This window comes from Acinetobacter sp. Res13-Abat-PEC15-P4-01 (genome assembly GCF_015676285.1).
Classification (GTDB): domain Bacteria; phylum Pseudomonadota; class Gammaproteobacteria; order Pseudomonadales; family Moraxellaceae; genus Acinetobacter; species Acinetobacter nematophilus.
The window spans coordinates 130,961-156,612 of record NZ_JADAIN010000046.1; the positions used below are offsets into that span (position 1 = coordinate 130,961).

A 25,652-nucleotide genomic window follows, 5' to 3' on the forward strand; every position below is an offset into this window, starting at 1 on the left:
TTTAAAAGATTTTATTTTTATTTGAAGGGGTGTAATGAATGGACTTTGTATTGGAGTATTTATTCGAAACAATATAACGTGGGCGATCTTTTGTTTCCGTATAAATTCGGCTGATATATTCACCCAGTATTCCAATAAATAATAATTGAATACCGCCCAATAAGCTGATTTCAACAATTAATGTTGCCCAACCTGGTACTTTTATACCTTCGGCTAAAGTCTCAAAAATAATATAGACGCCGTAGGAAACCGAACAAAGTGCCAACAAAGCACCAAATGCGATACATGCTCTCAATGGAAGATTGGAAAATCCTGTAAGCCCTGAAAGAGCAAGGTTAAATAAAGCCTTGAAGTTAAAGCTTGATTGACCATTTTTTCGTTCTAACTCAGAGAAGTGAATACCAATTGATTTAAAACCGACCCATGCATATAAACCTTTCATATAACGGTTTTTCTCGGGAAGTGTTTTGATTGCTTCTACGACTTTTTCATCCAATAAGCGGAAATCGCCTGCATTTTCAGGAATAACGACTTCTGAACTTAAATTGAGAATTCTATAATAAACATATGTAAATAAACGTTTTAACCCCGACTCAGTATTTCTATTACGAATTCCATAAACCATGTCATAACCATTTTTCCAAAGATTGATCATAGTAGGAATAGCATCAAGAGGATGCTGGAAATCGGCATCGATCATTAAGGTTAGATTCCCTGTTGTGTGATCTAAGCCTGCACTTAAAGCAGCTTCTTTACCAAAATTTCGTGACAGTTCTAAAATTTTAAGTGGATACCGATCCAACATGCTTTCAAGCACAGTCATGGTATTATCTTTGCTGCCATCATCAATCACGATGATTTCAAAGGAAACTTTTTGTTGTTCCAGTGTTGCTGCAAGCGCTGGAATAAATGTTTTTAAATTTTCTGCCTCATTATATGCAGGCACAACACATGAAATAAACGGTTCTAATCTACTCATAGCATTTGGCCTATTGGTTGGAATTCAATATTGAAAGTTTTACAATCCCGGAAAAATTGTTCGGAGTTGAGATATTGGTACTCATAAATACGAGCATCTTGAATTTCATCAAATTTTTTGGGTTGAGCAGAAGCTGGGTGGCACATGATCAATAATCCATTTTGTGCGGATTTTAGCCATTCATAATTCAGTACAGCATAATTTTCATTCTTAAAATCATAAATTCCAGCAAAATAAGCATTGGTTTTGAAATGATTTTTTTGACTTAGTTTTAGTGTTTTTTTAGCGCCGAGATATTCCAGTATTTTGCTTTTCCATTGATATTCTTGAACAGAGATTGTGTGATCTAGATTGCGGATCCATCCGTTAAAGTTATTTTCTTTTAATATGTCCATTAAAACTTCACGAATTACAGGAAATTGGTGGACATGTTGGTGTCCATCTACAAAATTTGGCTGAGTCCCAATCGCTTCTACAAAAAGTTCCCATTGTTGAGTAATACTTGCTCTTATTTTTTCTTTATTTAAAGTTCTTGACCATGCCCTTAGCATGAGTTGATTAAGTGGATAATAAAGGAAGTTGCTATGGTCAAAATGATGGGTAAAGTTAAGATGTAGGCCAATTTCTATTGGATGATTTATCTCAGCTTTCAGGGTCCGTAATTTATTTGCTTGTGTATGCCAAATTGGTGATTGCGTCATACATGATGTTGCTTGTAGGGCATTTTTTCTCAGAAGTACACATACGGCATGACTGATTTCATCATTCAATGCAAAATCATCAGCACAATAACAAATCATTTTCATGTGCAGTACTTCCAATTGGTTCTAGTGATTGAAAATCAAACAAAATCATATTCCCCATGTCCTTGGACATATTGGACTGCTACTATTAAAAAAATGACTTAAAATAACCTGAATTGGAACTTAAAACGTTTTAAGAAAGAAAAGCTTAATGAACTGCCATAAGCTAAGATTATGAATTTTATAGAAATATTAAAATAATTATTTATTTGCAGTTGAGGCAAGTCTATGCATTTATTTTGTAAATAAATTTACCGCTTAAATTGTGATAACAATAGAATATAAAAAAACCACCCGAAGGTGGTTTTTCTGATCTTAAAAAATTAATGTGTGGCATCAAAATTATAAGATTTTTGTTTTTCGGTATCGAATTTGCCTTCCCATTTACTGATCACAAGAACAGCAAGTGCGTTACCAATTACATTTAATACTGTACGTGCCATATCTAAGATACGGTCGATACCCGCAATAAATGCCAAACCTTCTAGAGGTATACCCACACTGCCCAGAGTTGCCAATAGAACTACAAAAGACACACCTGGAACACCTGCGATCCCTTTAGAGGTAATCATCAGTGTAAGCACTAAAACAATTTGTTGGGTGATGGTTAAATCAATACCATAAAGCTGAGCAATAAAAATTGCCGCGATACTTTGGTAAAGCGTAGAGCCATCCAGGTTAAATGAATAACCAATCGGTACAACGAAACTGGTGATTGATTTAGGCGCACCATAAGCTTCCATTTTTTCCATCATACGTGGTAAAACGGTTTCAGAGCTTGCGGTTGAGTAGGCAAGAATCAATTCATCTTTTAAGATTTTGATAATTGTCCAGATACTGAAACCACAGAATTTAGCCACAAAACCAAGCACGATAAAGATAAAGAACAGAATTGCTGCATAAACCAATACTGCCAGTTTAATAAGCGGCAGTAACGAACTGAATCCAAAGTTTGCGACAGTAGCAGCGATCAAGCCGAAAACACCAAATGGTGCAAACATCATGATCATATGCGTTACTTTAAACATGGTTTCAGAAACAGCTTTTAATACATCGATCAAAGGCTGTTTGGTTTCTTTTGATAATGATCCGAGACCAATACCAAAAATCACTGCAAAGAAGATGATTGGCAACATATGCCCATCGCTCATTGCAGCAAAGATATTCGGTGGAATAAGTGAAAGAACGGTATTCACTAAACCATGAGCTTCATGACTGACTTCCTGTGTCGTTTCTTTATATTGAGAAATATCAGAAGTTGTCAGTGTAGACATATCAATGCCTGCGCCTGGCTGGAATACATTCGCAGCAACTAAGCCCACAATGATGGCAACGGTCGTAATAATCTCAAAGTAAATAATGGTTTTTAAGCCTAATTTACCGACACTTTTACTGTCACCTGCATTGGCAATCCCTAAAATCAGCATGGAAAGCACAAGTGGAATTACAATCATTTTGATCAGATTAATGAAAATCTTACCTAATGGTTGTAGAAAGTTTGCAACGATGTCATTACGAAGTTCAGGAGAGTTGTGCAGGAATGCACCAACAAGGATACCTAAGAAGAGCGCAATAACAATTTGCCAAGCTAGGCTAATTCTCATTTTCTTCATACTGAGCCCTTAAAATTCAGATTTTGGCGAAAAGAAAACTCTATCAAAAAAATGAAAAAAAAATCCCGCTAAAGTATGTGGGTACTTTAGGGTGGGAGATTCTGAACATTCAGAGTATTTTGAAAATGGTGTATTCTGCCGCTATTTGATGCTGTAATACTAATATTTTTATTCAAAATACGTTTAATTGATTAAAAATAATTCAGTTTGATTAAATTATTCGATGTGATTGTGAAATTTTATTAATTATATGAATTATATTTTACATATTCATTCTATTTGTTTATGTATTTTGCTGAGTCGGATATAAGCCCATATCATCAAAATTCCAAACAGAAATCCAAGATAGATCAGTTTGGGAACAACAATATGAGTGGGTACGCCCATTTGGTTGAGCTGGATAAATAAATTGATGCCTTGTGTTGATGGTAAAATATGAGCAAATGCCTGCATCCAATATGGCATTGCCTGTAATGGCCAAGCAGCACCCGATAATAGAAATAAGGGAATTGATGTAAAAACAATAACATGTCCAGCGCGTTCTGAAATATCCAGATAACTTGCTAGAACCATCGCCATTGCAATCACACAGCTGATAAATATAGGTACTGCAAAGAGCATTCCCCAAAAATTTCCACCTCGTGGATAATCATTCAACCAATAGGTAAAACCAAATAAATAATAACAACCCAAACAGCCAATGGTTAAAGCGGCTAAATAAATCGCTAAAAACTCAGGCAGTGTGGCACGCCAGTGTTGTTCACGATAACCAGCAAGCAGCATACATAAACCTAAAACTATGGTTTGATGGATAATTAAAGGTGCGATTGCCGGGAAAATATAACTGCCATATCCAGATAAAGTATTAAAAAGTGGAATTTGATGAACAGGAACTGGAGGTTGAAAGTGCGAAATTTTGCCAAATTTTTCTGCGTATTCTGCAATTGTATTTTCAATTGAAGTCGCCAGGCCTAAACCAATTTGTTTGGTTTTAAGGAAATAAGCACTACTTAAATATAAACCTATGCCACCTTCTTCGCCCCGTACAACGCTATTGGACAAGTTCTCAGGCAATAATAAAATGCCATCCGCTTTCTGTTGTTGAAGCATTTGTTTGGCGTGTTCGAAATTACCTGTAATTTCTGTAACTGCAACATTGGGACTTTTCGAAACTTGAATAATAATCTCATGACTTAAAAAACTTTGCTCTTCATCTACAATAATGATGGGTAAGTTTTCTGCGGTCTGGGCTTTATAGGCAGTAGGATAAAAGAAACTATAAAAAAATACTGAAAGAACCATGGTGGTCAATATGGATGAATTTTTCGCAATATTCTTAAAAGTGGCAATATAATGTTGAGCAAGTGCTTTTAAAAAATTAATCATACTGTGCTCCTTGATTAACTTTTTTGAGTAACAAAGTCGATATTACAGCATAAAATAGGCAGTATATGGCAAGAATCGCGAATGGAATCATTGAGATAAAGACAGGGCTACCTACGACCCATTGTTCCGTTTGCAATTTTGCATAAGGTGTATAGGGAATAATATTTGCCCAAAATTGGGTGAAAATAGGTGCATTATTTAGAGGCAGGGTGACGCCTGCAAAACTCAAAGAAGAACCACCATAGACTGCAATAAAGCCAAAGGTTTTAGATAAATTTTTGGTTGCGAGAACAACTGTACTACTGATTAATGCATAGGCTGTATACAGCAAGAACTGTCCTAGCAAGATCATCGATAAACTTCCGGCAATAAACCATCCCCGAATTTCGACCAACCAAAACATCCATAACCATGTCCAGAAACAGAAGATCAATACATAGACCATATTTTTAGCCAACAATGCAGCCAAGATCGATCGTCCTTGTATCCATTGCTTGACACTTGCATATTTCAATTCTTGACCTACTGCAAATGCAACGCAACAACAGAGCAAGAGGTGCAAAATTGCAGGAATCATAAAAGGTTCTAGATAGAATTCATAACTGAGATTGGGATTAAATAATGGTGAAATTTTGACATTCGGTGTCGAAATCTCAGCATAGGGGATTTTGTTTGCATAGTAAGAGTGCTGTGCAAAGTCACCGATGGCTTCAACAGTTGAAAGTAGCATTGCAGATGAAATGCCATTTCCGATACTGAAATAAGACTGGTTAAACGCAATACTGATTTGTGCATCTTGTGCTTGTACCAATCTTTGTTCTGCGCCTGCGGGGATGTGTACATAACCCCAGATTTTAGTCTGATTCAGTAAGTATTCAACTTGATTTGGGTCGTTTGAAACGGTGTAAATCGAAAGCGTGTGATTAAGACTGAGGTATTTCTCAATATTACGGCTTAATTCACTTTGGTCCTGATCGATAATGGCAATCGGTAAATGTTCTGCTTTACCTGCATAAAACATGCTGCTGAATAAAACGATGACAAACAAAGGGGCGAGTGTAACTAAACACAAATCCCATTTATGTGTGAACAGATATCGAAGCTCTCTTTGTATGTTCGCCCACATGTTTAGTGATGCTCTTGAAGTTTAAAGACCACACTCATGCCTACCTTTAAGTCTGGCAATCTTTCAGCAGGAGTCAATTTAATTTTAAAACTACGAATATCATATCCACCTGTCTGTCGTGTGGTTTTAATGGTTGCAAATTCGCCTTCCGCATCAATGTTTTTAATATTAAATGCAACATTTTTATTTAATGCTGGAACAAATCCTTCAAGTGATTTGGCTTGATAAACCTGCGCATATTGGTCTTCCCTCACATTTAAACTTACCCATTTTTCGTCATCTTGGAGAATACTGACCACCGGTACGCCAATTGCAACCAATTCGGACGGTTTTCCGTAGGTTTTAGATACAGTACCACTTACAGGTGAATAGAGCTTGGTCTCTGCTTCTAGAGCATTTGCCTCCGCAACAGCAGCTTTCGCAATTTCAACTTGTGCATCCGCACCTGATTTTTGCTCAGCGGTACTTCCGCGCTTTGCACGTGCATATTGTTGATAGGCGGCTTCACTCATCTGCGTTGCCGATTGAGCCGCAGCATACATTTCATCACGGCGCTGACGCGAAATTACACCTTGGGCAAAGAGATTAGCGCCGCGTTGATAGGTTGATTTAGCAAGATTTTCTTGTGCCTTTACACTCTGCCAATTGGCGTAAAGGGTATCAATATTTTCTTGTTGAGAACCGCGATCAGTTGTCGATTGTAATGCCAATGCTGATTGTAGAGTGGCAAGAGCCTGCTGCTTCTTCGCTTCAATTTCTGGGCTGCTCAGCGTGACTAAAAGTTGACCTTTGTAGACTTTTTGTCCATCACTGACAAAGATACCTTCAATTCGACTGGGTACTTTGGTGCTCACATGCAGTGTTTCTGCTTCTACCCGCCCTTGAACATCTACAGTTTTAGGTTGATAGCTTTTCCATAATCCAAAAGCAATCAATCCGATCAAAAAGATGAAAATAATCAAACCAATCACAATACCTTTTTTAGATTTGGAGGGATGATTGTTGACTGTAGCAGGCTTGACAGCTTGCGCTCTTTCATCAGTTGGCTGAGATTGGACAGCGTCCTCAACCGAATTGGGCACATGATTATTCTGCTGGTTTGATGTGTCATGATGTTCAGGACGTTGATCTGAAGACTGCGTATTGGCGGTATTGTCGTGTTGACCTTCAGTATTTAACTTAGAATCCGATGCTGAATCATTAGGCGTATTCTGATGGTTATTTTCTTGTGTCATTTTAAGCTCCATCTCAACGAATATAATCGGTGTTGGTTTGATTAACGTAGTCTTTGAACTGAGAAATTGAGCCATGGCTTTGTAGGAGTGTAGCCAAGGACATTACATATTTATAAGCATTGAGTGCTTTTTCAGTTTTTAATACGCTTAATTGATTCTGTGCATCAATCACCTGACTTGCTGTACCCATGTCTTCTTTAAATGACAATTGCTGAATACGGAGATTTTCTAAGGCAGCTTGTTCATTTTGTTGCAACAGCTGATTGGATTGCTGAGCGGTACTTAATTCACTATAAGATTTGTAGATAATATTCTCAATCTCTTGTTGGGTACGTGCAGTCATCAATTCTGTCGCATAGCGCTGTAATTCGGCAGCTTGGACATTTTTATTTTTATCAACGCCTGAGAACAGGTTATAACGGGCAGCGACACCTACGATCCAGTTTTGATTGTGATCTAGGCTATATTCTCCAAAAGCGAATAGGGTAGGTTTCTTGGTTGCACTTTGGATTTTGACATTTTGGTTAGCCAATTGTGTATCCATCTGCAGCTTTCGAACCAGACTTGAAGTTTCAGGATAAGAATCAAGCAACTGCTTCAGTGACTGGCTTTGTTGGCGATTGACAAAAAGTGGAGTGGTCAGTTGGTCGATACCTGATTTATTGAGTAAATTCCCCAATTGAAACTGACTGGCTTGTAAATTTGCCACGGCATTTTGTTCAGTACGCAAGGCATTATTTCGTGCAACCTCGAATTGCATGCGTTGTCCTTTACTGACAAAACCCTGTTTTTCGAGTTTGAGGGCATTGTCATAGTGTTGCTGCATTGCTTTAAGGTTGAAACGGCTGGCATCCACAAGCTGCTGTTGTAATTGCACATTAAAATAAGCCTGTATCACTTCAAAACGTTGGATATCCTGTTGCTGTTTAGCATCTAGTTGGCTACGTTCAGCCTTCAGATTGGCAATTTGTTTGGTGCTTGAAGTAATCCCGCCTGTATAAATTGGCATCATTAAGGAAACTGTCGGGCGAACAACTTCATCTTCTAACACAACGTTTGCTGTGTCTGGAATTAAACCGATACCACTGTGAATACCTTGGGTTAATCCCTGTTTTAAAGGATCGGTGATCGTGGAAGGAATGTTCTGTTCTGACTGCCATTGGTCAACACGTTCATTCACACCTTGCGATAGGGTTTGTTCTAGATTGTTTTTCACACTGTTTAAAGGAAGATCAGTTTCTGTATGAAATTTATAAGCACGGACATTCAAGTCTATGCGGGGTAAACCCATATTTTTAACCGCTTCAGCTTGAAGTTTCGATGCTTGATTTAAGGCATTACTGGCTTGAGTTGTATACGAGTTTTCAAGTAAATATTGTTCTGCTTGACTATAGCTTAAATTTTCAGCAAAGCTCATTTGCCCGATGATCAGGCTGTAAAAAACATATCCGAAAGTTGAAAGTTTAAGTGTTTTGGATAATGCTTTTCTATTTTTAAGGTGTTGTGATTTGATCAGCATAATCTTTTGCATCTGACTAAATTTAAAAACTATTTTACATGGAAAAGGCTGGAGTAAATAATCTAAATAACCATAAGAATATGTGTAGTTTTGTAGTTTTATAAAGTATATATAGTTGGTTAAATTATAATCACTACCGGGATATTTAAATAACAATCAAATCTTAAAAAGAGATGGAGTTGAAAATGTCAAAAATCACTGTGGAATCTTTAGTTGAGGCACCAATCGATGTGGTATGGCGTATTTATAATAATCCTCAGGATATAGAGCAGTGGAATACAGCTTCGCCAGATTGGCATACGGTTAATTCGAAAAATGATTTACGTGTGGGCGGTGAGTTTTCAAACCGCATGGAAGCTAAAGATGGCAGTATGGGCTTTGATTTCGCAGGGACTTATACGGATATTATTCCACATGAAAAGATTGCTTACTCGTTTGGGGAGCGCAAAGCAGAAATCACCTTTGTTCAACAGGACCAAGCGGTATTGGTTCGTATTTGCTTTGACCCTGAAACGGTCTATCCCTTTGAACAACAGCGGGCGGGATGGCAAGCCATCTTAGATAATTTTGCACGCTATGTGGAAAATAGAATTTAAGACGTTTGATGATATTAAATGATGATCAATGAAATATTTACCCCAATGGATTGAATACTGTTTTGATGAGTTCAACACGATTGCAATTAAAACCATTTACTTGCAATGATGCAGAAGAGTGTTATGGCTGTATTACCCCTACGCTGACAAAGTATATGTCTTGGGATCCGCCTCAAGACAGAATTGCCTTTGAAAATATTTGGCGAACATGGTTAATCACCATCAAAAATGAATCAGATTGGGTTTTTGTAATTCGAAATCAATTAAATGATGAGTTTTTGGATTTGGTTGGTTTTCACCAAGCAAAGCAATCAAGACCTGAACTTGGCATCTGGATTAGAGAAGATCGCCATGGCTTTGGATATGGAAAAGAGGCTGTCACAGCAATTGCTCATTGGGCTTCTCAACATTTTAATTTTGAAGCTTTTATCTATCCTGTTGCAATTGAAAACGATGCAAGTCGTCGTATTGCAGAATCATTAAATGGAACTCCTGTTTATTGTTCGCAACAACCTAAATATAAATCGATGACTTACCTGATTCCCAAAACTTAAACAACATTCAAATTTTGTTATTGAAATCTTAGCTCTAAATATGCAATTACATTGAAATATTGACTGATAAAGCTACTGCAAGAAAAGGCGATTTGTGGTTAAATGCGCCTATTTCATTCGTTTCACTTTATAAAAGGGAAAAATCATGCGCGCGTACAATTTCTGTGCTGGTCCTGCTGCATTACCTACTGCCGTTTTAGAAAAAGCTCAAGCAGAGTTGTTGGATTGGCATGGTAAAGGCTTATCCATCATGGAAATGAGCCATCGTAGTAAAGACTATGTGGCTGTCGCAGAAAAAGCCGAATCTGATTTACGTCAATTGATGAATATTCCAGAGAACTACAAAGTATTGTTCTTGCAAGGCGGAGCATCACTTCAGTTCTCTGCAATTCCACTCAATTTATTGGGCAAAAACTCAAAAGCGGATTATATCCATACAGGGATCTGGTCTGAAAAGGCAACTCAAGAAGCACAGCGTTATGGTGATATCCATATTGTTGAGGCAGGGACAACAATTGAGGGTAAATTAGCCATCTCTGAGCAAAGCACGTGGAATTTGTCTGATGATGCAGCGTATGTTCATTATGCCGATAATGAAACGATTGGTGGAATTCAATTTGCAGATATTCCTGAAACAGACAAACCTTTGGTTTCAGATTTCTCATCAAGCATTTTATCTGCGCCACTTGATGTTTCGAAGTTTGGTTTGATTTATGCCGGTGCACAAAAAAATATTGGACCTGCAGGATTAACATTGGTCATTGTTCGCGATGATTTGTTGGATCAGGCAAAACCTGAAATTCCTAGCCTGTTGAAGTATGCGTCTCAAGCAAAAAATGATTCTATGGTCAATACGCCTGCGACGTATGCTTGGTATTTATCAGGTCTGGTATTTGAGTGGTTGCTTGAGCAGGGTGGGGTAGATGCAATGCATAAAGCCAACCTTGAAAAATCTAAATTGCTCTATGGCTATATCGATTCAAGCGATTTCTATAACAACCCAATTGCTGTTCAAAACCGTTCAATCATGAATGTACCTTTCACATTGGCTGACGATGCACTGGATAAATTATTTTTGAAAGAAGCAGAAGAGAACAATCTATTAAATCTTGCGGGTCACCGCTCAGTAGGTGGGATGCGTGCAAGTATTTATAATGCTGTACCATTGCAAGGTGTACAGGCATTAGTCAACTTTATGGATGATTTTGCCCAACGTAATGGCTGATCTGTTTGAGTGAAAAAATGCATACGCCATCTGGTCTAAGGTGGCGCTTTTCTGTAAACAAAGAAGAACAGACAGTCTTCAGGCAAATAAAAAATCCCTCCGATGAGCATCTAGAGGGATTTTTTATGTAAATCGTATCTTGCAAATTAAGTCGTTGGAAAGATGCCTAATATATGGATCAATATTGCAGCTAAAAACATACCCAGAACAAAAAAGCAACATGCTCCTTTATCCAAACGTAAGTGAAAACCACTAACTTGATTGATTAGACTAGTCGATTGTTCAGGTATAATTTTCATTACTGAGCCTAGATTTTAAATTATTGTTAAATCCTATTGGTTCGTCGTATTTTTAACATAATTGACTGGTTAAATAAAGCGCTAAATCTATTTATTATAAATTTTGAGAAATTATTATCTCTAAAAAATTATACGGAATATGAATTTAAAACATGGGTTTTGTGGGTAATTTGTGGATAACTCTGATCGTTTCAAAATTTCATCAATAAAAATCTGTATAAATACCGCTTAAAGAGAGCCAAATCTCTATACAAAGTAATGAAATTCAATGAATTAATATTTTGATCTAAATATCTGTTTTTAAATTTATTTATAAATTCATAAATCTCTACGCTGAGAAACATGAGGGTCATTTGATTATTAAAATAAATTCCCCATATTGCTTAATTTATTAACAAACAAATTAGAAGATTAATTTATTTTGAATTTAAATTGTGGATAACTCGTTGTTTTGAATTCAAAACAAGAAAAATTGAACAGATGAAATTCAGTATATTTAAAATGTTACAAAACATGTAATAAAAAAGCATGATGGATATTCATCATGCTTTTGAGATGCTGTGCTGATTTATGCAGCAGAGTAAATATTGGCTTGAATCCAAATATTGCCACGAATATATTGTCCAATTTCAAAATCTTTATATGCGGGGTCTTTGCTTGCAATGCGAACCAGAATCGCAGGTTGGTTTTCTTCAAGAATCAATGTTACATCATAAAGTGTGTAGTCTTGTTGCATAAACTGCATTTGCGTTTTTCCTACCACTTTACCTTGAAACCAAGCTTCATCTTCTTGTCCAAGTGTTTCACCATAGAGATATGCCACCATTTTTGAAAAATCAACTGTTACGGGGGCTTTATCGTCTTCCGATTTGGGTTCCCATGCATCAATCTGCTCTTGCAAGTTTTCCGGGGCAACACCATTGTTTTGTGAAAGGATATCGTTTAAAGCACGATGATGCTTGATTGAAGCAGGATCATCCACAATGATTTGTTCATGATCAGAAACTTTTTCGAGCTCGTAAGCCCACGCATTCAACTGCACTTTATATTGCTGGTCTTGCAGGTATTGATGGCTGTTGACACTGTATAAGCTATCAAAGGCATAGACCACACTGTTGGTTCCAACTTTTAAACTAAGTACCGCTTGAGTATTGGTTTTACAGGTAATGATACGATCAATAGAAGCATTTAACTGGTAAGGGCTTTCAAAACTAGGAAATGCGGTTTTAACGGCTTTAGGCTTATTATTTTCAACATCGATGACTTGGCATAATTGCACTGCAGAGCCATTTGGACCTTGAATCAACCAAGTTGACACATCCATATCGCATTCTTGTGAACAGAGACCCATTGGCATAACAGGTGCATCTAAAGCAAGACCTAACCATTTGGGCACTTCTGCTGTTGGATTCTCAGTTAAAAGATTCCAATGTTCGACATGGCTACCAAAATTTTGATCTTCGATGATAATTGTTTCGGGTCTGTTTTGATTGTTCATTTTCACGTATTGAATGCCTCTCTTATTCTATTAAATCGAGGATGATCAGTAAATTTCAAGTCACGAAATGTAAAATCACAAGAAAAACCATAAGATTAAAGCGAATTTTCGACAAGAAGCGCTTGGCTTGTATTTTTAATGAGCAAAATAACAATGTTGTGTGAAGATAAACATGACATCGCGATATTCGAAGCAAATAAAATAATAAGCATAGGACACGCCAGATGCATTTTGCTAAAATGGTGGAAAATCTTGATTCGAGATGTTTTGTGCTGCCATTTAAACTTTGGGTCGATGCAGATGCTTTGCCTAAAATTCTTCGTGAAGTGATTTTACGTGCTTCTGATCGTTATCAACTTGAAGTCACTTTTGTTGCCAATCAACCGGTTGGCATTACGCCTTCGGTTCGAATTAATTCAATTCAAGCGATGTCTGGCGCCGATCAGGCCGACCGAGAGATTGTTGAGCGCATGGGCGAGCATGATATTGTGATTACTCAAGATATTCCTTTAGCTGCCCAGGTGATTGAAAAAGGTGGTGTTGCAATCCATCCACGTGGAGAGGTGTATACCTCAGCCAATGTAAAAGCTCGGCTGCATTTACGTGATTTTATGGATACCTTGCGTGGAGCCGGTGTACAAACAGGTGGACCACCGCCAATTTCTGAACGAGATAAACGTGAATTTTCGAGTAGTCTAGACCAAACAATTCAAAAGCAGAAACGGAAAACTTCGATCTAAGCCATGTTGAGGCGTTTATTCTGAATTTTTATAATGGCTTGATCTTATCCTCTTGAACACCGTAACCATTGAATTGAACTGATCACTTACAGGACCCATTATGCCTTCCAAATCCAACCTGGTGACGACCTATATTTTACTGGTCTTCATTTGGGCAAGTACGCCTTTGGCGATTGTTTGGAGTGTGGCTGATTTACATATGATGTGGGCATTGGTATTGCGTTTTTTTATTGCATTGCCGATTGCACTCATTTTACTTTTTATTCTCAAAGTCAAACTACCGCTCAATAAAATTGCTTTACACAGTTACCTAGCCGGATCATTCAGTTTGATTGGTTCGCAGATTTTCACTTATGCCGCAACCAGTTATTTAAGTTCAGGAATTATTGCGCTGATGTTCGGTTTAGCGCCAATTATGGCAGGATTGATTGGTCGCTTTGGTTTTGGTCAACGTTTGCTTGGAATTCAATGGTTGGGTATGTTGGTGGCTGTATGCGGTTTAGCAATCATCTGCATGAGTGGCAGCGCAAGTCAGCACGTTCATCCTATTGGCATTGGATTGATGTTAATGAGTGTATTTACTTATGCCTTGTCAATTTTTTGGGTTAAAAAAGTGAATGCAGACGTGTTGCCGATGGCGCAAGCAACGGGCTCAATTTTTGTTTCAACCTTAGCCGCAAGTTGTCTTATTCCGTTTATCTGGCAACATGCTCCAACCCATATCCCGGAAACCAAATCACTATTTGCACTGATTTATACTGTGTTAATGGCATCATTGCTGGCGATGTTCTGTTACTTTAAATTGGTTCAAAATATTAAAGCAACGACATTATCGTTAACAACAGTGATGACTCCCATGATTGCCATGTTTTTGGGAGCTATGTTGAATAATGAAAAACTGACGATAACGGTATTTGTTGGTGCAGCAGTGTTGATTTGTGGTTTATTTTTATATTTCTATAAAGATTTTAAAGCCAGTAAAAGACTTGCTGAAAAAATTAAAACTTAATATTTAACCTGCGATTGACATAACTGTATTTTAATTTTGGCGTGAGGAGCAGCTCCACAAGGATCACCGTCTCGCAGTGATATGCGGTTCAGCATAAAATTGGTTAGACACCCGCCTGTTTAATCGGTCGCAAAAACAATACACGATAAAAATAGTCCTGCCTCAAACAGTTGCGGATGATGTTTTCGATGATTGTGTTTCATCAATAGTTTTATTCAACTCAGTTTATTTATTATTTCTGCCCAATAAATGACAATATCAATTGCAAGGCGATTTATTCAAGTTGTATTTTAAACAGGGCTATGTGATGAAATGATATATCTAAGCCATAAAATATGATAAAAACTTTCGTGATAATCATCGAAGATATTAAGATAAAAGAATAAAGATAAATGGCATAGGATAAAAAATATTATGAATATCGATGTTGAATAGTAATGACTAAGCAAATTAGCTTTAATGCTTTTGAAATGAATTGTATTGCGCATCAATCCCCTGGGTTATGGCGCCATCCATCAGACCGTTCTACAGAATATAAAGACATTGAATATTGGACCGATCTAGCCAAAATTTTAGAGAAGGGTTTATTTGATGGGATTTTCATTGCAGATGTGCTTGGAATTTATGATGTTTATCATCAGAGCGCTGAACATGCCTTAACAGGTGCAGTACAGGTTCCTGTAAATGATCCACTGCAAATTGTCCCCGCTATGGCAGCAGTTACGCAGCATTTGGGTTTTGGTGTCACAACCTCTATTTCATTTGAACACCCTTATCCCTTTGCCAGAAGAATCAGTACTCTGGATCATTTGACCAAGGGGAGGGTTGGGTGGAATATTGTCACTTCTTATTTGGAAAGTGGCTCTAAAAACCTCGGATTAAGTGCACAGCTCAATCACGATGACCGTTATGAAGTCGCGGATGAGTATTTAGAAGTACTGTATAAGCTTTGGGAGGGTTCATGGGAAGATGGTGCGGTTTTAAGAGATAAACATGCAGGTCGATTTGCAGATCATACAAAAGTTCATCCGATCTTACATGAAGGTAAATATTTTAAAGTACCTGGTATCCATATTTGTGAACCGTCCCCGCAACGAACGCCTGTATTGTATCAAGCCGGTGCATCCACTCGTGGGCAAAAGTTTGCCAGTCAAAATGCAGAATGCATTTTCATTGCACCGCCTTCAAAAATTGCTGCGAAAAAAATTGTTCAGAGCATACGCCAGAAATTGCGTGAGGAAGGACGTGATCCTTATAGCGTGAAAATATATACATTGTTGTCTATTGTGACGGATGAAACGGATCAAAAGGCAGATGCTAAATTTAAAGAGTATCAAAGCTACGGTAGCTATGATGGTGCGCTAACATTAGTTTCCGGTTGGTCTGGTGTGGATTTCTCACAATATCAAGCGAAAGATAGAGTGGAATATATTGAAACCAATGCCATCCAATCAATGTTGGATGCATATGTTAATGCGGATCCTGATCGTATCTGGACAATAGAAGAAATTGCGCAATGGAACAGTGTTGGTGGAAATGGTCCTGTAATTGTCGGTTCAGCTCAAACGGTTGCCGATGAATTGCAACACTGGATTGAAGAAACTGACGTTGATGGTTTTAATCTGGCTTATATTTTGGCGCATCAGACTTTTATCGATGTTGTAGATTTTATTGTCCCTGAGTTACAGCGACGCGGGGTTTATCAAACTGAATATGGTCATGGTACGTTAAGAGAAAAATTATTTGGACATGGTCCACATCTGGCAGAAAATCATCGTGGCGCAAAATACCGTCAAGGCACTAAAAATAAATTCGCACATGCCAGTTAAATGATTTCGATTTGTTTTCGAGTTTTGCTTAGGTTTGACTGAACATTGCTGTTGATGATGTAAGCCTGTGTTAGAGGTTTTATTTGATGATGAAAGGCTATTTAAAAAATTCTGTCTAATAAAATAATCGGCAATAGGCATGTCTTGGAAATAATTCATGATCAGTTAAAATAATGTCCACATTATGTGGGCATTATTTTTTGATTTTATTAACTATACATTTTAATCATAAATTAGTACTTTCTTTTTTGAATATTGAATGCATTTATTTATATAAATGAACTAAAAGAATAATGCTAGTTTAAGGTCATGCTTATTTTAAGAGAGTGACAACAATGACTGATTTAAACCAAGAAAAATTTTCTTCACAGACGGCTGTACCTTTACATTTTTTTGAACTCAACCAAGATGCACATGTGATTCAATCGGATGCAGAAGCCATTCAAGTCGCTCAAGCTTTGGCGAAAGAGTTTGCCAAAGAAGCTTCACAGCGAGACTATGAGCGTCGTCTACCTCTGGCTGAGATACAGCAATATTCACAAAGTGGTTTGTGGGGAATTAATATTCCTAAATCTTTCGGTGGCGCAGAAGTAAAATATCGAACTTTAGCTGAAGTGGTAAAAACGATTTCAAGTGTTGATCCTTCTTTAGGGCAGATCGCGCAAAACCATTGGGCATTTATCGAACATTTACGTTTGGATGCTAGCCTGGAGCAGCAAAAGTTTTTCTTTGCAGAGATATTAAAAGGGCGTCGTTTAGGAAATGCCTTTTCAGAAAAAGGCAGCAAGACAGTTGCTGATTTGGAAACGAAAATTCATCAAACAACGCAGGGCTATGAAATCAATGGACAGAAATTTTTTGCTACAGGTGCATTGTTAGCACATTGGGTACCTGTAGTCGCGGTCAATGAAGAAGGTTTACCAGTTGTGGCATTAACTCCCCGAACCACGGCTGGGCTAGAGGTGATTAATGACTGGTCTGGTTTTGGACAACGGACTACAGCAAGTGGCACAGTTGTATTGAAACAGGTAAAGGTGGATGCCCAATATATTGTACCGATATATAAAGCTTTTGAAAAACCAACAGTTGCAGGTGCAATTTCACAGTTTATTCAAGCTGCTGTCGATGCTGGCATTGCACGCGGTGCGATTGACGAAACCATTCAATATGTGAGACTGCATTCGCGTCCTTGGGTAGATTCTGGTTTGGAAAAAGCATCCGATGATCCTTATACCATCGCTAATATTGGTGAATTAAAAATTAAATTAAGAGCAGCTGAAGCGGTTTTAGATTTGGCAGGTGATGCAATTGATCTAGCCATCGCGCAACCTTCAGAAACGCATGCCAATGAAGCGACATTGTTGGTGGCTGAGGCAAAAGTATTGACCACAGAAATTGCGATTTTGGCATCCAATAAATTGTTTGAGTTATCAGGCACACGTTCAACTTTATCTGAGTTGAATTTAGACCGCCATTGGCGTAACGCACGTACCCATACTTTACATGACCCAGTACGTTGGAAATTTAATTTGGTTGGTAATTATTATTTAAATAACATTCACTTGCCACGTCATGCGTGGAGTTAAGGACAGTAACAATCAGATAATGGAGCGCCAATATGAGTCAACAAAACATTCAAACCAATATTAATGATGAGCTATCAACCGCAGCCAATTATGAGAAAGTTGCAGCTAAGTATCGTCCAATTTTCGAAAAAATTGCTGAAGGAACACGAGCGCGTGAACAGCAGCGTTCATTGCCCTATGAACAGATCAACTGGTTAAAACAAGTGGGTTTTGGGGCACTTCGGGTCCCTGTGAAGTTCGGTGGTGATGGTGTCTCTTTACCACAACTTTTTCAGTTGCTTATAGAGCTTGCCAAAGCAGATTCTAATATCGTTCAGGCACTGCGTGGGCATTTTGCCTTTGTTGAAGACCGTTTAAATGCCCATAAAGTTGCTGATCAAGCGCTGTGGTTTAAACGTTTTGTTCAAGGTGATCTCATCGGAAATGCTTGGACTGAAATTGGTCAGGTAAAAATTGGGGATGTGATCACCAGAGTAAAACAAAAAAACAATCAATTACTGGTGAATGGGAAAAAGTATTACTCAACAGGAACTATTTTTGCCGATTGGGTCGATTTATTTGCCTATGATGAAACAACGGATCAACATGTGATTGCAGCAATTTCTCGCCATGCTTCAGGCGTACAGGTATTGGATGATTGGGATGGTTTTGGGCAAAAGACTACGGGAAGCGGTACATTAAGCTTAACCGATGTTGCAATTGAACGTGATCATATATTGCCTTTTGAACAGCGCTTTAAATATCAAACAGCATTTTATCAAGTCATTCATTTGGCAACCTTGACGGGGATTGCGCAATCTGCTGTTGCAGCATTTACGCATGAAGTGCAAAAGCGTGATCGTATTTTCAGTCATGGCAATGCGGATCTTGTCCGAAATGACCCGCAAATTTTACAAGTGATAGGCAAAGCATCTGCACAGGCCTATGCCAGTGAAACCATTACCTTGCGAACGGCAGAAGCTTTACAGCAAGCATATCTTAGCCATTTTGGAGAGTCTGAAGTCAAAAACATTCAGGCGAATAATGATGCCGAACTTGAATCTGCACAAGGTCAAGTGGTGATCTCGGATTTGCTGCTGGATTTAACCAGTCAATTATTTAATTCGTTGGGTGCATCAGCCAGTAGCACATCTAAGCAGCTCGATCGCTTTTGGCGAAACGCGCGTGTGGTTGCTTCACATAATCCTTTAGTTTATAAGGAGAAAGTAATTGGAGACTGGGAAGTAAACCGTGAACCTCTGCCATTCGTTTGGCAGATTGGTGCAAGTCCAAAAGTCGGTGCAGCGTAAAAATGATAATGATTACCCACAGCTTGCTTATGCAAGCTGTTGATTTTTAAAACAGACAAAAGATAAAATAATTAATGTACTCATGAGTATATAAATTAATGGATTTACTACTACAACAACATAACAAAATTCAGTAAATTGGAGAGCTTAGAACAAATACAAAGAGGATGTCATGTCACTTCAAGGAAAAACACTTTTTATTACAGGTGCAAGCCGTGGAATTGGAAGAGAAATTGCACTGAAAGCAGCAAAAGACGGTGCAAATATTGTGATAGCGGCTAAATCAGCAGAGGAGCATCCCAAATTAGGCGGTTCGATTTTTACCGTCGCGGAAGAAGTCGAAGCAGCAGGTGGTCAGTCGTTAGCCATTCAGCTGGATGTGAGAGACCAAACTGCGGTCGCTTTAGCAATGCAACAGGCTGCAGCGCATTTTGGTGGCATTGATATTTTGATTAACAATGCAGGTGCAATTAAATTATCTGGCGTAGAGCTACTCGATCCCAATCGTTTTGATTTGATGTATCAAATTAATACCCGTGCAGTAATGGTATGCAGTCAGGCCGCATTACCCTATTTAAAAAACAGTGATAATCCGCATATTCTCAATCTCTCTCCGCCCTTGAATTTGGATGAAAAATGGTTTGCGAGTTATGCGCCTTATACGATTACTAAGTATGGTATGAGTATGTTGACTTTGGGAATGAATCAGGAATTTGCAAGTTATGGCGTGAGTGTAAATTCACTTTGGCCAAGAACAATCATTGCAACTGCCGCAATCGAATTTTCTTTAGGCGGTAAGGCGTTGTTTAGCAAAGCACGCAAACCCAATATTATGGCAGATGCTGCTTATCATATTTTAAACAGTCAACAGCGTGCATTGACAGGACGTTTGCTGATTGATGAAGATATTCTTCGAGCGTCTGGTATCACAGATTTTTCTGAATATCGCTATGTTGATTCAGAAGATGAATTAATGGTTGATTTATTTGTAAAAGAATAGAGATTGAAACAGATGCAGTGTACTGATTTTCAATCACTGATCTGATTGTTTAAAATCGGTACATTAAAACATTGGCAATTTTTATAAAAAAGCAGAAGATATACTACCGAATACACAAATGAGTGAGATGTAATTTCGTGTTTGAGTTAGATTGTAAGTTGCTCAGTATTTTTTACTATATCTATAAGTTTAAAAGTGTGTCTGTGGCAGCGGACCATTTAGCAATGAGCCAACCTACAGTAAGTAATATTCTGAACAAAATTCGTACTCACTACAATGATCCGTTGTTTTTAAGGATCGGCAATGAAATGGTGCCGACTGAGTTATCGAAACAACTTTATCCATTGGTGAGTGAGGCACTGAGTAAGGTTGAAATTATCAATAATTTCAGTGTGAACTTTGACGAAACGGCGTCACACCAGCAGTTTACTGTTGCCATGACCGATGTTTCGCATTTGGTTTTGCTTCCAAAGATTTCTCAATACCTGAAACAACATGCACCACACGTTAAATTGAATGTTCGTGCAATTACCTCTGAAACCAGCTATCAAATGGCAAATGGAGAAATTGATTTAGCCATTGGTTTTTTGCCGCAATTGGAAAATGGATTCTACCAACAAAAATTATTTGAACAGTTTTATGTGGTGATTGCTTCGAAAGATCATCCACGCTTAAGTCAGCAGAGTATGACGGTTGAGCAATATTTGAGTGAATCTCACATTGATATTGATGCAGGGGTGGGACATTACCATATTGCCAATGAGCTGTTAAATCTGGACTTAAAACGCAATGTGTTGATGCGCATCCCAAGTTATCTCGGTGTGGGACTGGTGGTACAAGATACAGACTCGATTGCTACCGTTCCGTATTATTTGAGCGAAGTATTATTATCAAGAGGGAACCTACAGATTTTCCCGGCACCCATTTCATTTCCAACTTATTCGATTAAGCAGTATTGGCATATGTCATGCCACCATAAAACTAGCCATCAGTGGCTCAGACATATGTGTTATGAAATTTTTAGTCAAGTCAATTCCATGCCATTACCCAGTCAGTTACTCAGTCCTCAAAATGAATTGGATATATAGTGTGCAGGTGATACTCGGGTTGGATACGCTATTTTCCTGACAGCAGCGCAGAACATCATTCGTTAGGGTGTTCAGCATCAGTTAATTTATCTGGTGTCATAAGCGCTTGATTAACATAAAGTTTAATCAGTCGTTCGCGAGAGCCAATCGACTTTTGATAATGGGTTGAATTTAACAGTAGCGATGCACCATAGGTCACCGTCCAAATATAAGACAGGTAATCTCGGATCGACATAATGCTGTTGAGCGATTTCAGATGCGCACCAAAGAGATCTTTAATTTCTAAAATACGTTGTTCACGGATTGAATAAAGTTCTTCAAACAAGTCTTTCAGCTTACGTTCGTTATTGGTGAGTCGTTCTTCAATAACATGCAATAGAATGGTACGATTTGAATTCAGCATGTTATACAGCATGTATTGAGAGACATAAATTTTAATGTCGTGATGGTACGCTTTGGAAATATCTAAGAGTCTTCTCTCATTTAAGATAATCAGTTCTAGATAGAGTTGGTTTTTACTTTTGAAGTGCTTGTAAATCGTGCCTTTAGCAATATCAAGTTCAGCAGCAAGCTCACTTAAAGTAATATCCTGATTATTATCAAGCAATAAGGTTTCTGCCATTGCTAAAATTTTCTCTTTACGGAGAAGAAAATTTTGTTGGCGCACTGAACTCATTCTATTAATCCAAAACCACTGATGAAGAACTAGAGTCAGAGTATATCAGCTATTCCAGTTATTCAATAAAACTATAATCATCATTTTCAAGAAAATATTTCAAAACAATCCTGATATTCCATGTCACAAAGCATTGATTTAGAAATTGGCTAAAGATAAAGAATTTACTTTTTTAAAGTCAATAAAATTGAACCTATGAGGTCAAACTATGTAAATATATTTCCATTATTTAAAGAATTGAATTATTGTTTTTTTAACTTATTTTTTGCCTCAAAAGTTTGTAGTTATTTGATTTTTTACAAACAATATAAGGCCTTACCTAAAATTTTTTTTAAATCAACTTTTTAGATTTGATCAAAATTTATCAATTTATCTGTATTTTATGTATAAAACAGGGGTGTTGATGAATGAGATATTTGATTTTTTAAAATGCAGAAAGATTTATACATGGCTTTGGTCGTAACTGAAAAGTCATGTCACAAGGAAAGCAATCATGCCCATTTACAATGCACCACTTAAAGATATGCAGTTTATTCTTCAAGATGTCTTTAAGGCTGAAACATTCTGGCAAGAAAACCAAAATCTAGCGCATCTGGATATGGCGACCGCCAATGCAATCTTGCAAGAAATGGCAAAATTTTCTAAAAATGTCATTTTGGATTTAAATCGTAGTGCAGATGAAGAAGGTGGTGCTGAATTTAACCAAGGCGAAGTCAAAACACCACGTGGTTTTAAAAAAGCTTTTCAACAGTTTGCCCAAGGCGGTTGGATTGGTTTGGGCGCCAATGAAGCATGGGGCGGTCAAGGTATGCCAAAAATGCTGACCGTTCTTGCAGATGAGATGATTTGGAGTTGCAATCCCTCATTTATGCTGTATCCATTGCTGACTGTGGGTGCCGGTATGGCAATTGATCAAGCGGCATCAGAAGAACAAAAGGCCACATACTTACCGAAATTCTATACGGGGGAATGGTCTGGAACCATGTGTCTGACAGAACCCCATGCAGGTACTGATTTAGGTATGATCAAAACAAAAGCAGTACCAAACAGCGATGGTTCATACAATATTTCAGGAACAAAAATATTTATCACCAGTGGAGAGCACGATCTCAGTGAGAATATTATACATCTTGTATTGGCCAAAACCCCGAATGCACCGGCAGGGTCTCGCGGCATTTCTTTATTTATCGTACCAAAAATTCTTATCAATCAAGATGGTTCATTGGGTAAGCGCAATACAGTGAGTGCAGGTTCCATTGAACACAAAATGGGAATTAAAGGCTCAGCAACGTGTGTCATGAATTTCGATGCTGCTCAAGGATATCTAGTAGGTAAAGAGAATGAAGGTTTAGCAGCCATGTTCATTATGATGAATTATGAACGGCTTTCTATGGGGATCCAGGGAATAGGTGCGTCAGAGTTTGCTTATCAAAATGCAGCGGAATATGCCTCAGATCGCTTACAGGGTCGTTCAGCAACGGGTCAACAATCACCAGATAAACCTGCCGATTCTATTCTCGTTCATGCGGATGTGCGCCGTATGTTGCTAAACTCACGTGCCAATAATGAAGCATCGCGTGCATTTGCCGTATATGTTGGACAACAACTTGATATTACCAAATTCTCAACAGATGTTGAATGTGTAAGAAAAGCCAACGAACGTGTTGCATTGTTAACTCCTATTGCAAAAGCCTATCTGACGGATAAGGCACTGGATTCAGCACTTGAGGCACAAATGTGTTTTGGTGGACATGGTTATATTCGTGAATGGGGAATGGAACAATGTATTCGTGATTTGCGAATTTCCCAAATTTATGAAGGAACCAATGGTATTCAAGCACTCGATCTAATTGGACGAAAAACAATTAAATCTAATGGTGCGTTTATCGCAGACTATCTGACAGAAATACGCGAATTTGCCAACACTATGCAGGATTCAATGTCAATCAAGGCTGCCACATTGGATGTCTGTGTTGAGGTCGATGAAATCACAAAAATGATTATTGAACAGGCAAAAGCGAGTCCAGATTTTCCAAGTGCAGTTGCCGTAGACTATTTACATGTGGTCGGGTTGTTGAGCTTTACTTATATGTTTGCACGAATTGCTCAAGCGGCTCAGAGTAAATCGGATACATTTTATCAAAACAAATTGGTCTTGGCACAGTATTATGTTGCTAAAGTGCTTCCAGATTTAGCGGCAAGAATACAGCGTATTCAAGCGGGTGCTGATCTGATTATGCAATTGCCTGAAGATTATTTTACAGCACAGGCTTAAAACCTGAGGTTGGCAACGGGAAACCATAAGCGAGTTCACTTCCTTATGGTTTAAAACAAGATTTAAATCAATAGATAGGGAGATAAAAATGATTGTAATTGTAGAGGCAGTACGTACAGCAATGGGTGGATTTCAAGGTGCTTTATCAGCCTGTGCCGCCCCAGATTTAGGCGCGGTCGTCATCAAAGAAGCGGTTGCCCGTGCAGGTTTGCAGCCGAATGATATTGATGAAGTGATTTATGGTTGTGTACTTCCTGCTGGGCTAAAACAAGGTCCAGCACGTCAAGCCATGCGTCAGGCGGGCTTGCCAGACTCAACCGGTGCAACCACGATCAATAAAATTTGTGGTTCAGGCATGAAAGCAGTCATGCAGGCGTGTGATGCAATCAAGGCAGGTTCGTCGAATATCGTTGTTGCGGGTGGTATGGAGTCTATGACAAATGCGCCATACTTACTGGAAAAGGCACGTTCTGGTTATCGAATGGGGCATGGTAAGGTCATTGATCATATGTTTCAGGAAGGCTTGGAAGATGCTGAAACAGGATTATCCATGGGGATTCTTGCGCAAGAAATGGCAGATCGCAAGGGCTATACTCGTGAACAGCAAGATGCTTATGCGATTGGTTCTTTAAATAAAGCGGTAGCGGCGATCAGCAACGGTTATTTTAAAGCTGAAATTGTTCCCGTTACAGTATCATCTCGCAAAGGCGAGGTTGTGGTTGAGCAGGATGAGCAACCATTGAATGCAAAAGCCGATAAAATTCCGACTTTACGTCCAGCATTTAAAAAAGACGGTACCATTACCGCCGCAAACTCAAGTTCAATTTCCGATGGTGCTTCGGCATTGGTGATCACTTCAAATGAGGAAGCCAAGCAGCGTGGTTTAAAGCCGTTGGCACAAATATCCGCATATGCGACACATTCTCAGCATCCTTCTGAATTTACGATTGCACCCGTAGGTGCAATTGAAAAAGTATTGAAGAAAACAGGCTGGAAGGCAGAAGATGTTGATTTATGGGAAATTAATGAAGCTTTTGCAATGGTTGCCATGTTGGCGATAGATGCTTTCCAACTGGATGTAAATAAAGTCAATATTCATGGCGGTGCTTGTGCATTGGGTCATCCGCTGGGCTCTTCGGGTTCACGTATTATTGTGACACTTATTCATGCTTTGAGACGTACAGGGGGTACAAAAGGTATCGCAGCCCTATGCATTGGCGGTGGCGAAGCAACAGCGATTGCCATTGAATTAGTTTAATCCTTTCTCCTTCATAAACGAATAACTCCAGATTTCCTCCATCCCTGTTCGCAGGGGTGGCGGGCGCTT

21 protein-coding genes are annotated in these 25,652 nt (G+C 38.4%); 12 read left to right on the forward strand and 9 right to left on the reverse strand.

The genetic code is table 11. The features are described 5' to 3' along the window. Window position 1 precedes the first annotated feature (1 nt). The 7 genes from IMO47_RS16560 to IMO47_RS16590 form a co-directional block, all read right to left on the reverse strand. A complete protein-coding gene (locus tag IMO47_RS16560) occupies window positions 2–979 on the reverse strand; it encodes a glycosyltransferase family 2 protein (protein WP_196076130.1) in 978 nt (325 codons plus the stop codon). Next, a complete protein-coding gene (locus tag IMO47_RS16565) occupies window positions 976–1,785 on the reverse strand; it encodes a ChbG/HpnK family deacetylase (RefSeq protein ID WP_196076131.1) in 810 nt (269 codons plus the stop codon). The genes IMO47_RS16560 and IMO47_RS16565 overlap by 4 nt, the downstream gene beginning before the upstream one ends. Window positions 1,786–2,105: 320 nt before the next feature. Further along, on the reverse strand, window positions 2,106–3,395 hold the full coding sequence (gene gltP, locus IMO47_RS16570; RefSeq protein WP_058967429.1) for a glutamate/aspartate:proton symporter GltP: 1,290 nt from the start codon (window positions 3,393–3,395) through the stop codon (window positions 2,106–2,108). A 270-nt stretch (window positions 3,396–3,665) separates the two neighbouring features. Then, window positions 3,666–4,781, reverse strand: coding sequence for an ABC transporter permease (locus IMO47_RS16575; RefSeq protein WP_196076132.1), 1,116 nt, complete (start codon window positions 4,779–4,781; stop codon window positions 3,666–3,668). Next, window positions 4,774–5,907 (reverse strand): ABC transporter permease, encoded by a 1,134-nt coding sequence (locus tag IMO47_RS16580; protein WP_196076133.1) that lies wholly within the window; start codon window positions 5,905–5,907, stop codon window positions 4,774–4,776. The genes IMO47_RS16575 and IMO47_RS16580 overlap by 8 nt, the downstream gene beginning before the upstream one ends. Window positions 5,908–5,909: 2 nt before the next feature. Further along, window positions 5,910–7,142 carry an efflux RND transporter periplasmic adaptor subunit gene (locus tag IMO47_RS16585; protein ID WP_227552276.1) on the reverse strand — a complete coding sequence of 411 codons (1,233 nt, stop codon included), beginning with the start codon at window positions 7,140–7,142 and terminating at the stop codon, window positions 5,910–5,912. A gap of 13 nt (window positions 7,143–7,155) precedes the next feature. Continuing rightward, on the reverse strand, window positions 7,156–8,661 hold the full coding sequence (locus IMO47_RS16590; protein ID WP_196076134.1) for a TolC family protein: 1,506 nt from the start codon (window positions 8,659–8,661) through the stop codon (window positions 7,156–7,158). 185 nt (window positions 8,662–8,846) lie between these two features. On the opposite strand from IMO47_RS16590, the gene IMO47_RS16595 reads away from it, so the two are divergent. The 3 genes from IMO47_RS16595 (at window position 8,847) to serC (ending at window position 11,036) form a co-directional block, all read left to right on the forward strand. Continuing rightward, window positions 8,847–9,257, forward strand: coding sequence for an SRPBCC domain-containing protein (locus IMO47_RS16595; protein ID WP_196076135.1), 411 nt, complete (start codon window positions 8,847–8,849; stop codon window positions 9,255–9,257). Window positions 9,258–9,319: 62 nt separating this feature from the next. Next, entirely contained in the window at window positions 9,320–9,811 is a 492-nt protein-coding gene (locus IMO47_RS16600) for a GNAT family N-acetyltransferase (protein ID WP_196076136.1), read from the forward strand. Between the two features lie 145 nt (window positions 9,812–9,956). Continuing rightward, entirely contained in the window at window positions 9,957–11,036 is a 1,080-nt protein-coding gene (gene serC, locus IMO47_RS16605; protein ID WP_196076137.1) for a 3-phosphoserine/phosphohydroxythreonine transaminase, read from the forward strand. An 867-nt stretch (window positions 11,037–11,903) separates the two neighbouring features. Here the strand turns inward: serC and IMO47_RS16610 are convergent. Then, window positions 11,904–12,833, reverse strand: coding sequence for a hypothetical protein (locus IMO47_RS16610; RefSeq protein ID WP_196076147.1), 930 nt, complete (start codon window positions 12,831–12,833; stop codon window positions 11,904–11,906). Window positions 12,834–13,072: 239 nt separating this feature from the next. Between IMO47_RS16610 and IMO47_RS16615 the strand changes: the two genes are divergently transcribed. From IMO47_RS16615 to IMO47_RS16645, 7 genes are all read left to right on the forward strand, one after another. Then, window positions 13,073–13,573, forward strand: a complete 501-nt coding sequence (locus IMO47_RS16615) for a YaiI/YqxD family protein (protein WP_196076148.1) — start codon at window positions 13,073–13,075, stop codon at window positions 13,571–13,573. A 100-nt stretch (window positions 13,574–13,673) separates the two neighbouring features. Continuing rightward, window positions 13,674–14,582, forward strand: a complete 909-nt coding sequence (locus IMO47_RS16620) for an EamA family transporter (RefSeq protein ID WP_196076138.1) — start codon at window positions 13,674–13,676, stop codon at window positions 14,580–14,582. Window positions 14,583–15,019: 437 nt separating this feature from the next. Further along, complete coding sequence (locus IMO47_RS16625; protein WP_196076139.1) at window positions 15,020–16,411, forward strand: LLM class flavin-dependent oxidoreductase; 1,392 nt, start codon at window positions 15,020–15,022, stop codon at window positions 16,409–16,411. 335 nt (window positions 16,412–16,746) lie between these two features. Then, window positions 16,747–17,997, forward strand: a complete 1,251-nt coding sequence (locus IMO47_RS16630) for an SfnB family sulfur acquisition oxidoreductase (RefSeq protein ID WP_196076140.1) — start codon at window positions 16,747–16,749, stop codon at window positions 17,995–17,997. Window positions 17,998–18,029: 32 nt separating this feature from the next. Continuing rightward, a complete protein-coding gene (locus tag IMO47_RS16635) occupies window positions 18,030–19,286 on the forward strand; it encodes an acyl-CoA dehydrogenase family protein (protein ID WP_196076141.1) in 1,257 nt (418 codons plus the stop codon). A gap of 172 nt (window positions 19,287–19,458) precedes the next feature. Next, on the forward strand, window positions 19,459–20,286 hold the full coding sequence (locus IMO47_RS16640) for an NAD(P)-dependent oxidoreductase (protein WP_196076142.1): 828 nt from the start codon (window positions 19,459–19,461) through the stop codon (window positions 20,284–20,286). 137 nt (window positions 20,287–20,423) lie between these two features. Then, a complete protein-coding gene (locus tag IMO47_RS16645) occupies window positions 20,424–21,374 on the forward strand; it encodes a LysR substrate-binding domain-containing protein (RefSeq protein WP_196076143.1) in 951 nt (316 codons plus the stop codon). A 55-nt stretch (window positions 21,375–21,429) separates the two neighbouring features. Here IMO47_RS16645 and IMO47_RS16650 read toward each other — a convergent pair whose 3' ends face one another. Further along, window positions 21,430–22,050: a TetR/AcrR family transcriptional regulator gene (locus IMO47_RS16650; protein ID WP_196076144.1), complete on the reverse strand. Its 621-nt coding sequence runs from the start codon at window positions 22,048–22,050 to the stop codon at window positions 21,430–21,432. 493 nt (window positions 22,051–22,543) lie between these two features. Between IMO47_RS16650 and IMO47_RS16655 the strand changes: the two genes are divergently transcribed. After that, on the forward strand, window positions 22,544–24,325 hold the full coding sequence (locus IMO47_RS16655; protein ID WP_196076930.1) for an acyl-CoA dehydrogenase C-terminal domain-containing protein: 1,782 nt from the start codon (window positions 22,544–22,546) through the stop codon (window positions 24,323–24,325). Between the two features lie 82 nt (window positions 24,326–24,407). Further along, window positions 24,408–25,583: a thiolase family protein gene (locus IMO47_RS16660; protein ID WP_196076931.1), complete on the forward strand. Its 1,176-nt coding sequence runs from the start codon at window positions 24,408–24,410 to the stop codon at window positions 25,581–25,583. Window positions 25,584–25,652 lie beyond the last annotated feature (69 nt).

Coding starts and splice junctions, on each gene's coding strand:
- gltP (WP_058967429.1), bottom strand. CDS start 3,395: ATGAAGAAAATGAGAATTAGCCTAGCTTGGCAAATTGTTATTGCGCTC.
- serC (WP_196076137.1), top strand. CDS start 9,957: ATGCGCGCGTACAATTTCTGTGCTGGTCCTGCTGCATTACCTACTGCC.
- IMO47_RS16635 (WP_196076141.1), top strand. CDS start 18,030: ATGAGTCAACAAAACATTCAAACCAATATTAATGATGAGCTATCAACC.
- IMO47_RS16585 (WP_227552276.1), bottom strand. CDS start 7,142: ATGACACAAGAAAATAACCATCAGAATACGCCTAATGATTCAGCATCG.
- IMO47_RS16610 (WP_196076147.1), bottom strand. CDS start 12,833: ATGAACAATCAAAACAGACCCGAAACAATTATCATCGAAGATCAAAAT.
- IMO47_RS16565 (WP_196076131.1), bottom strand. CDS start 1,785: ATGAAAATGATTTGTTATTGTGCTGATGATTTTGCATTGAATGATGAA.
- IMO47_RS16655 (WP_196076930.1), top strand. CDS start 22,544: ATGCCCATTTACAATGCACCACTTAAAGATATGCAGTTTATTCTTCAA.
- IMO47_RS16595 (WP_196076135.1), top strand. CDS start 8,847: ATGTCAAAAATCACTGTGGAATCTTTAGTTGAGGCACCAATCGATGTG.
- IMO47_RS16630 (WP_196076140.1), top strand. CDS start 16,747: ATGACTGATTTAAACCAAGAAAAATTTTCTTCACAGACGGCTGTACCT.
- IMO47_RS16590 (WP_196076134.1), bottom strand. CDS start 8,661: ATGCTGATCAAATCACAACACCTTAAAAATAGAAAAGCATTATCCAAA.
- IMO47_RS16615 (WP_196076148.1), top strand. CDS start 13,073: ATGGTGGAAAATCTTGATTCGAGATGTTTTGTGCTGCCATTTAAACTT.
- IMO47_RS16575 (WP_196076132.1), bottom strand. CDS start 4,781: ATGATTAATTTTTTAAAAGCACTTGCTCAACATTATATTGCCACTTTT.
- IMO47_RS16620 (WP_196076138.1), top strand. CDS start 13,674: ATGCCTTCCAAATCCAACCTGGTGACGACCTATATTTTACTGGTCTTC.
- IMO47_RS16560 (WP_196076130.1), bottom strand. CDS start 979: ATGAGTAGATTAGAACCGTTTATTTCATGTGTTGTGCCTGCATATAAT.
- IMO47_RS16650 (WP_196076144.1), bottom strand. CDS start 22,050: ATGAGTTCAGTGCGCCAACAAAATTTTCTTCTCCGTAAAGAGAAAATT.
- IMO47_RS16580 (WP_196076133.1), bottom strand. CDS start 5,907: ATGTGGGCGAACATACAAAGAGAGCTTCGATATCTGTTCACACATAAA.
- IMO47_RS16640 (WP_196076142.1), top strand. CDS start 19,459: ATGTCACTTCAAGGAAAAACACTTTTTATTACAGGTGCAAGCCGTGGA.
- IMO47_RS16625 (WP_196076139.1), top strand. CDS start 15,020: ATGACTAAGCAAATTAGCTTTAATGCTTTTGAAATGAATTGTATTGCG.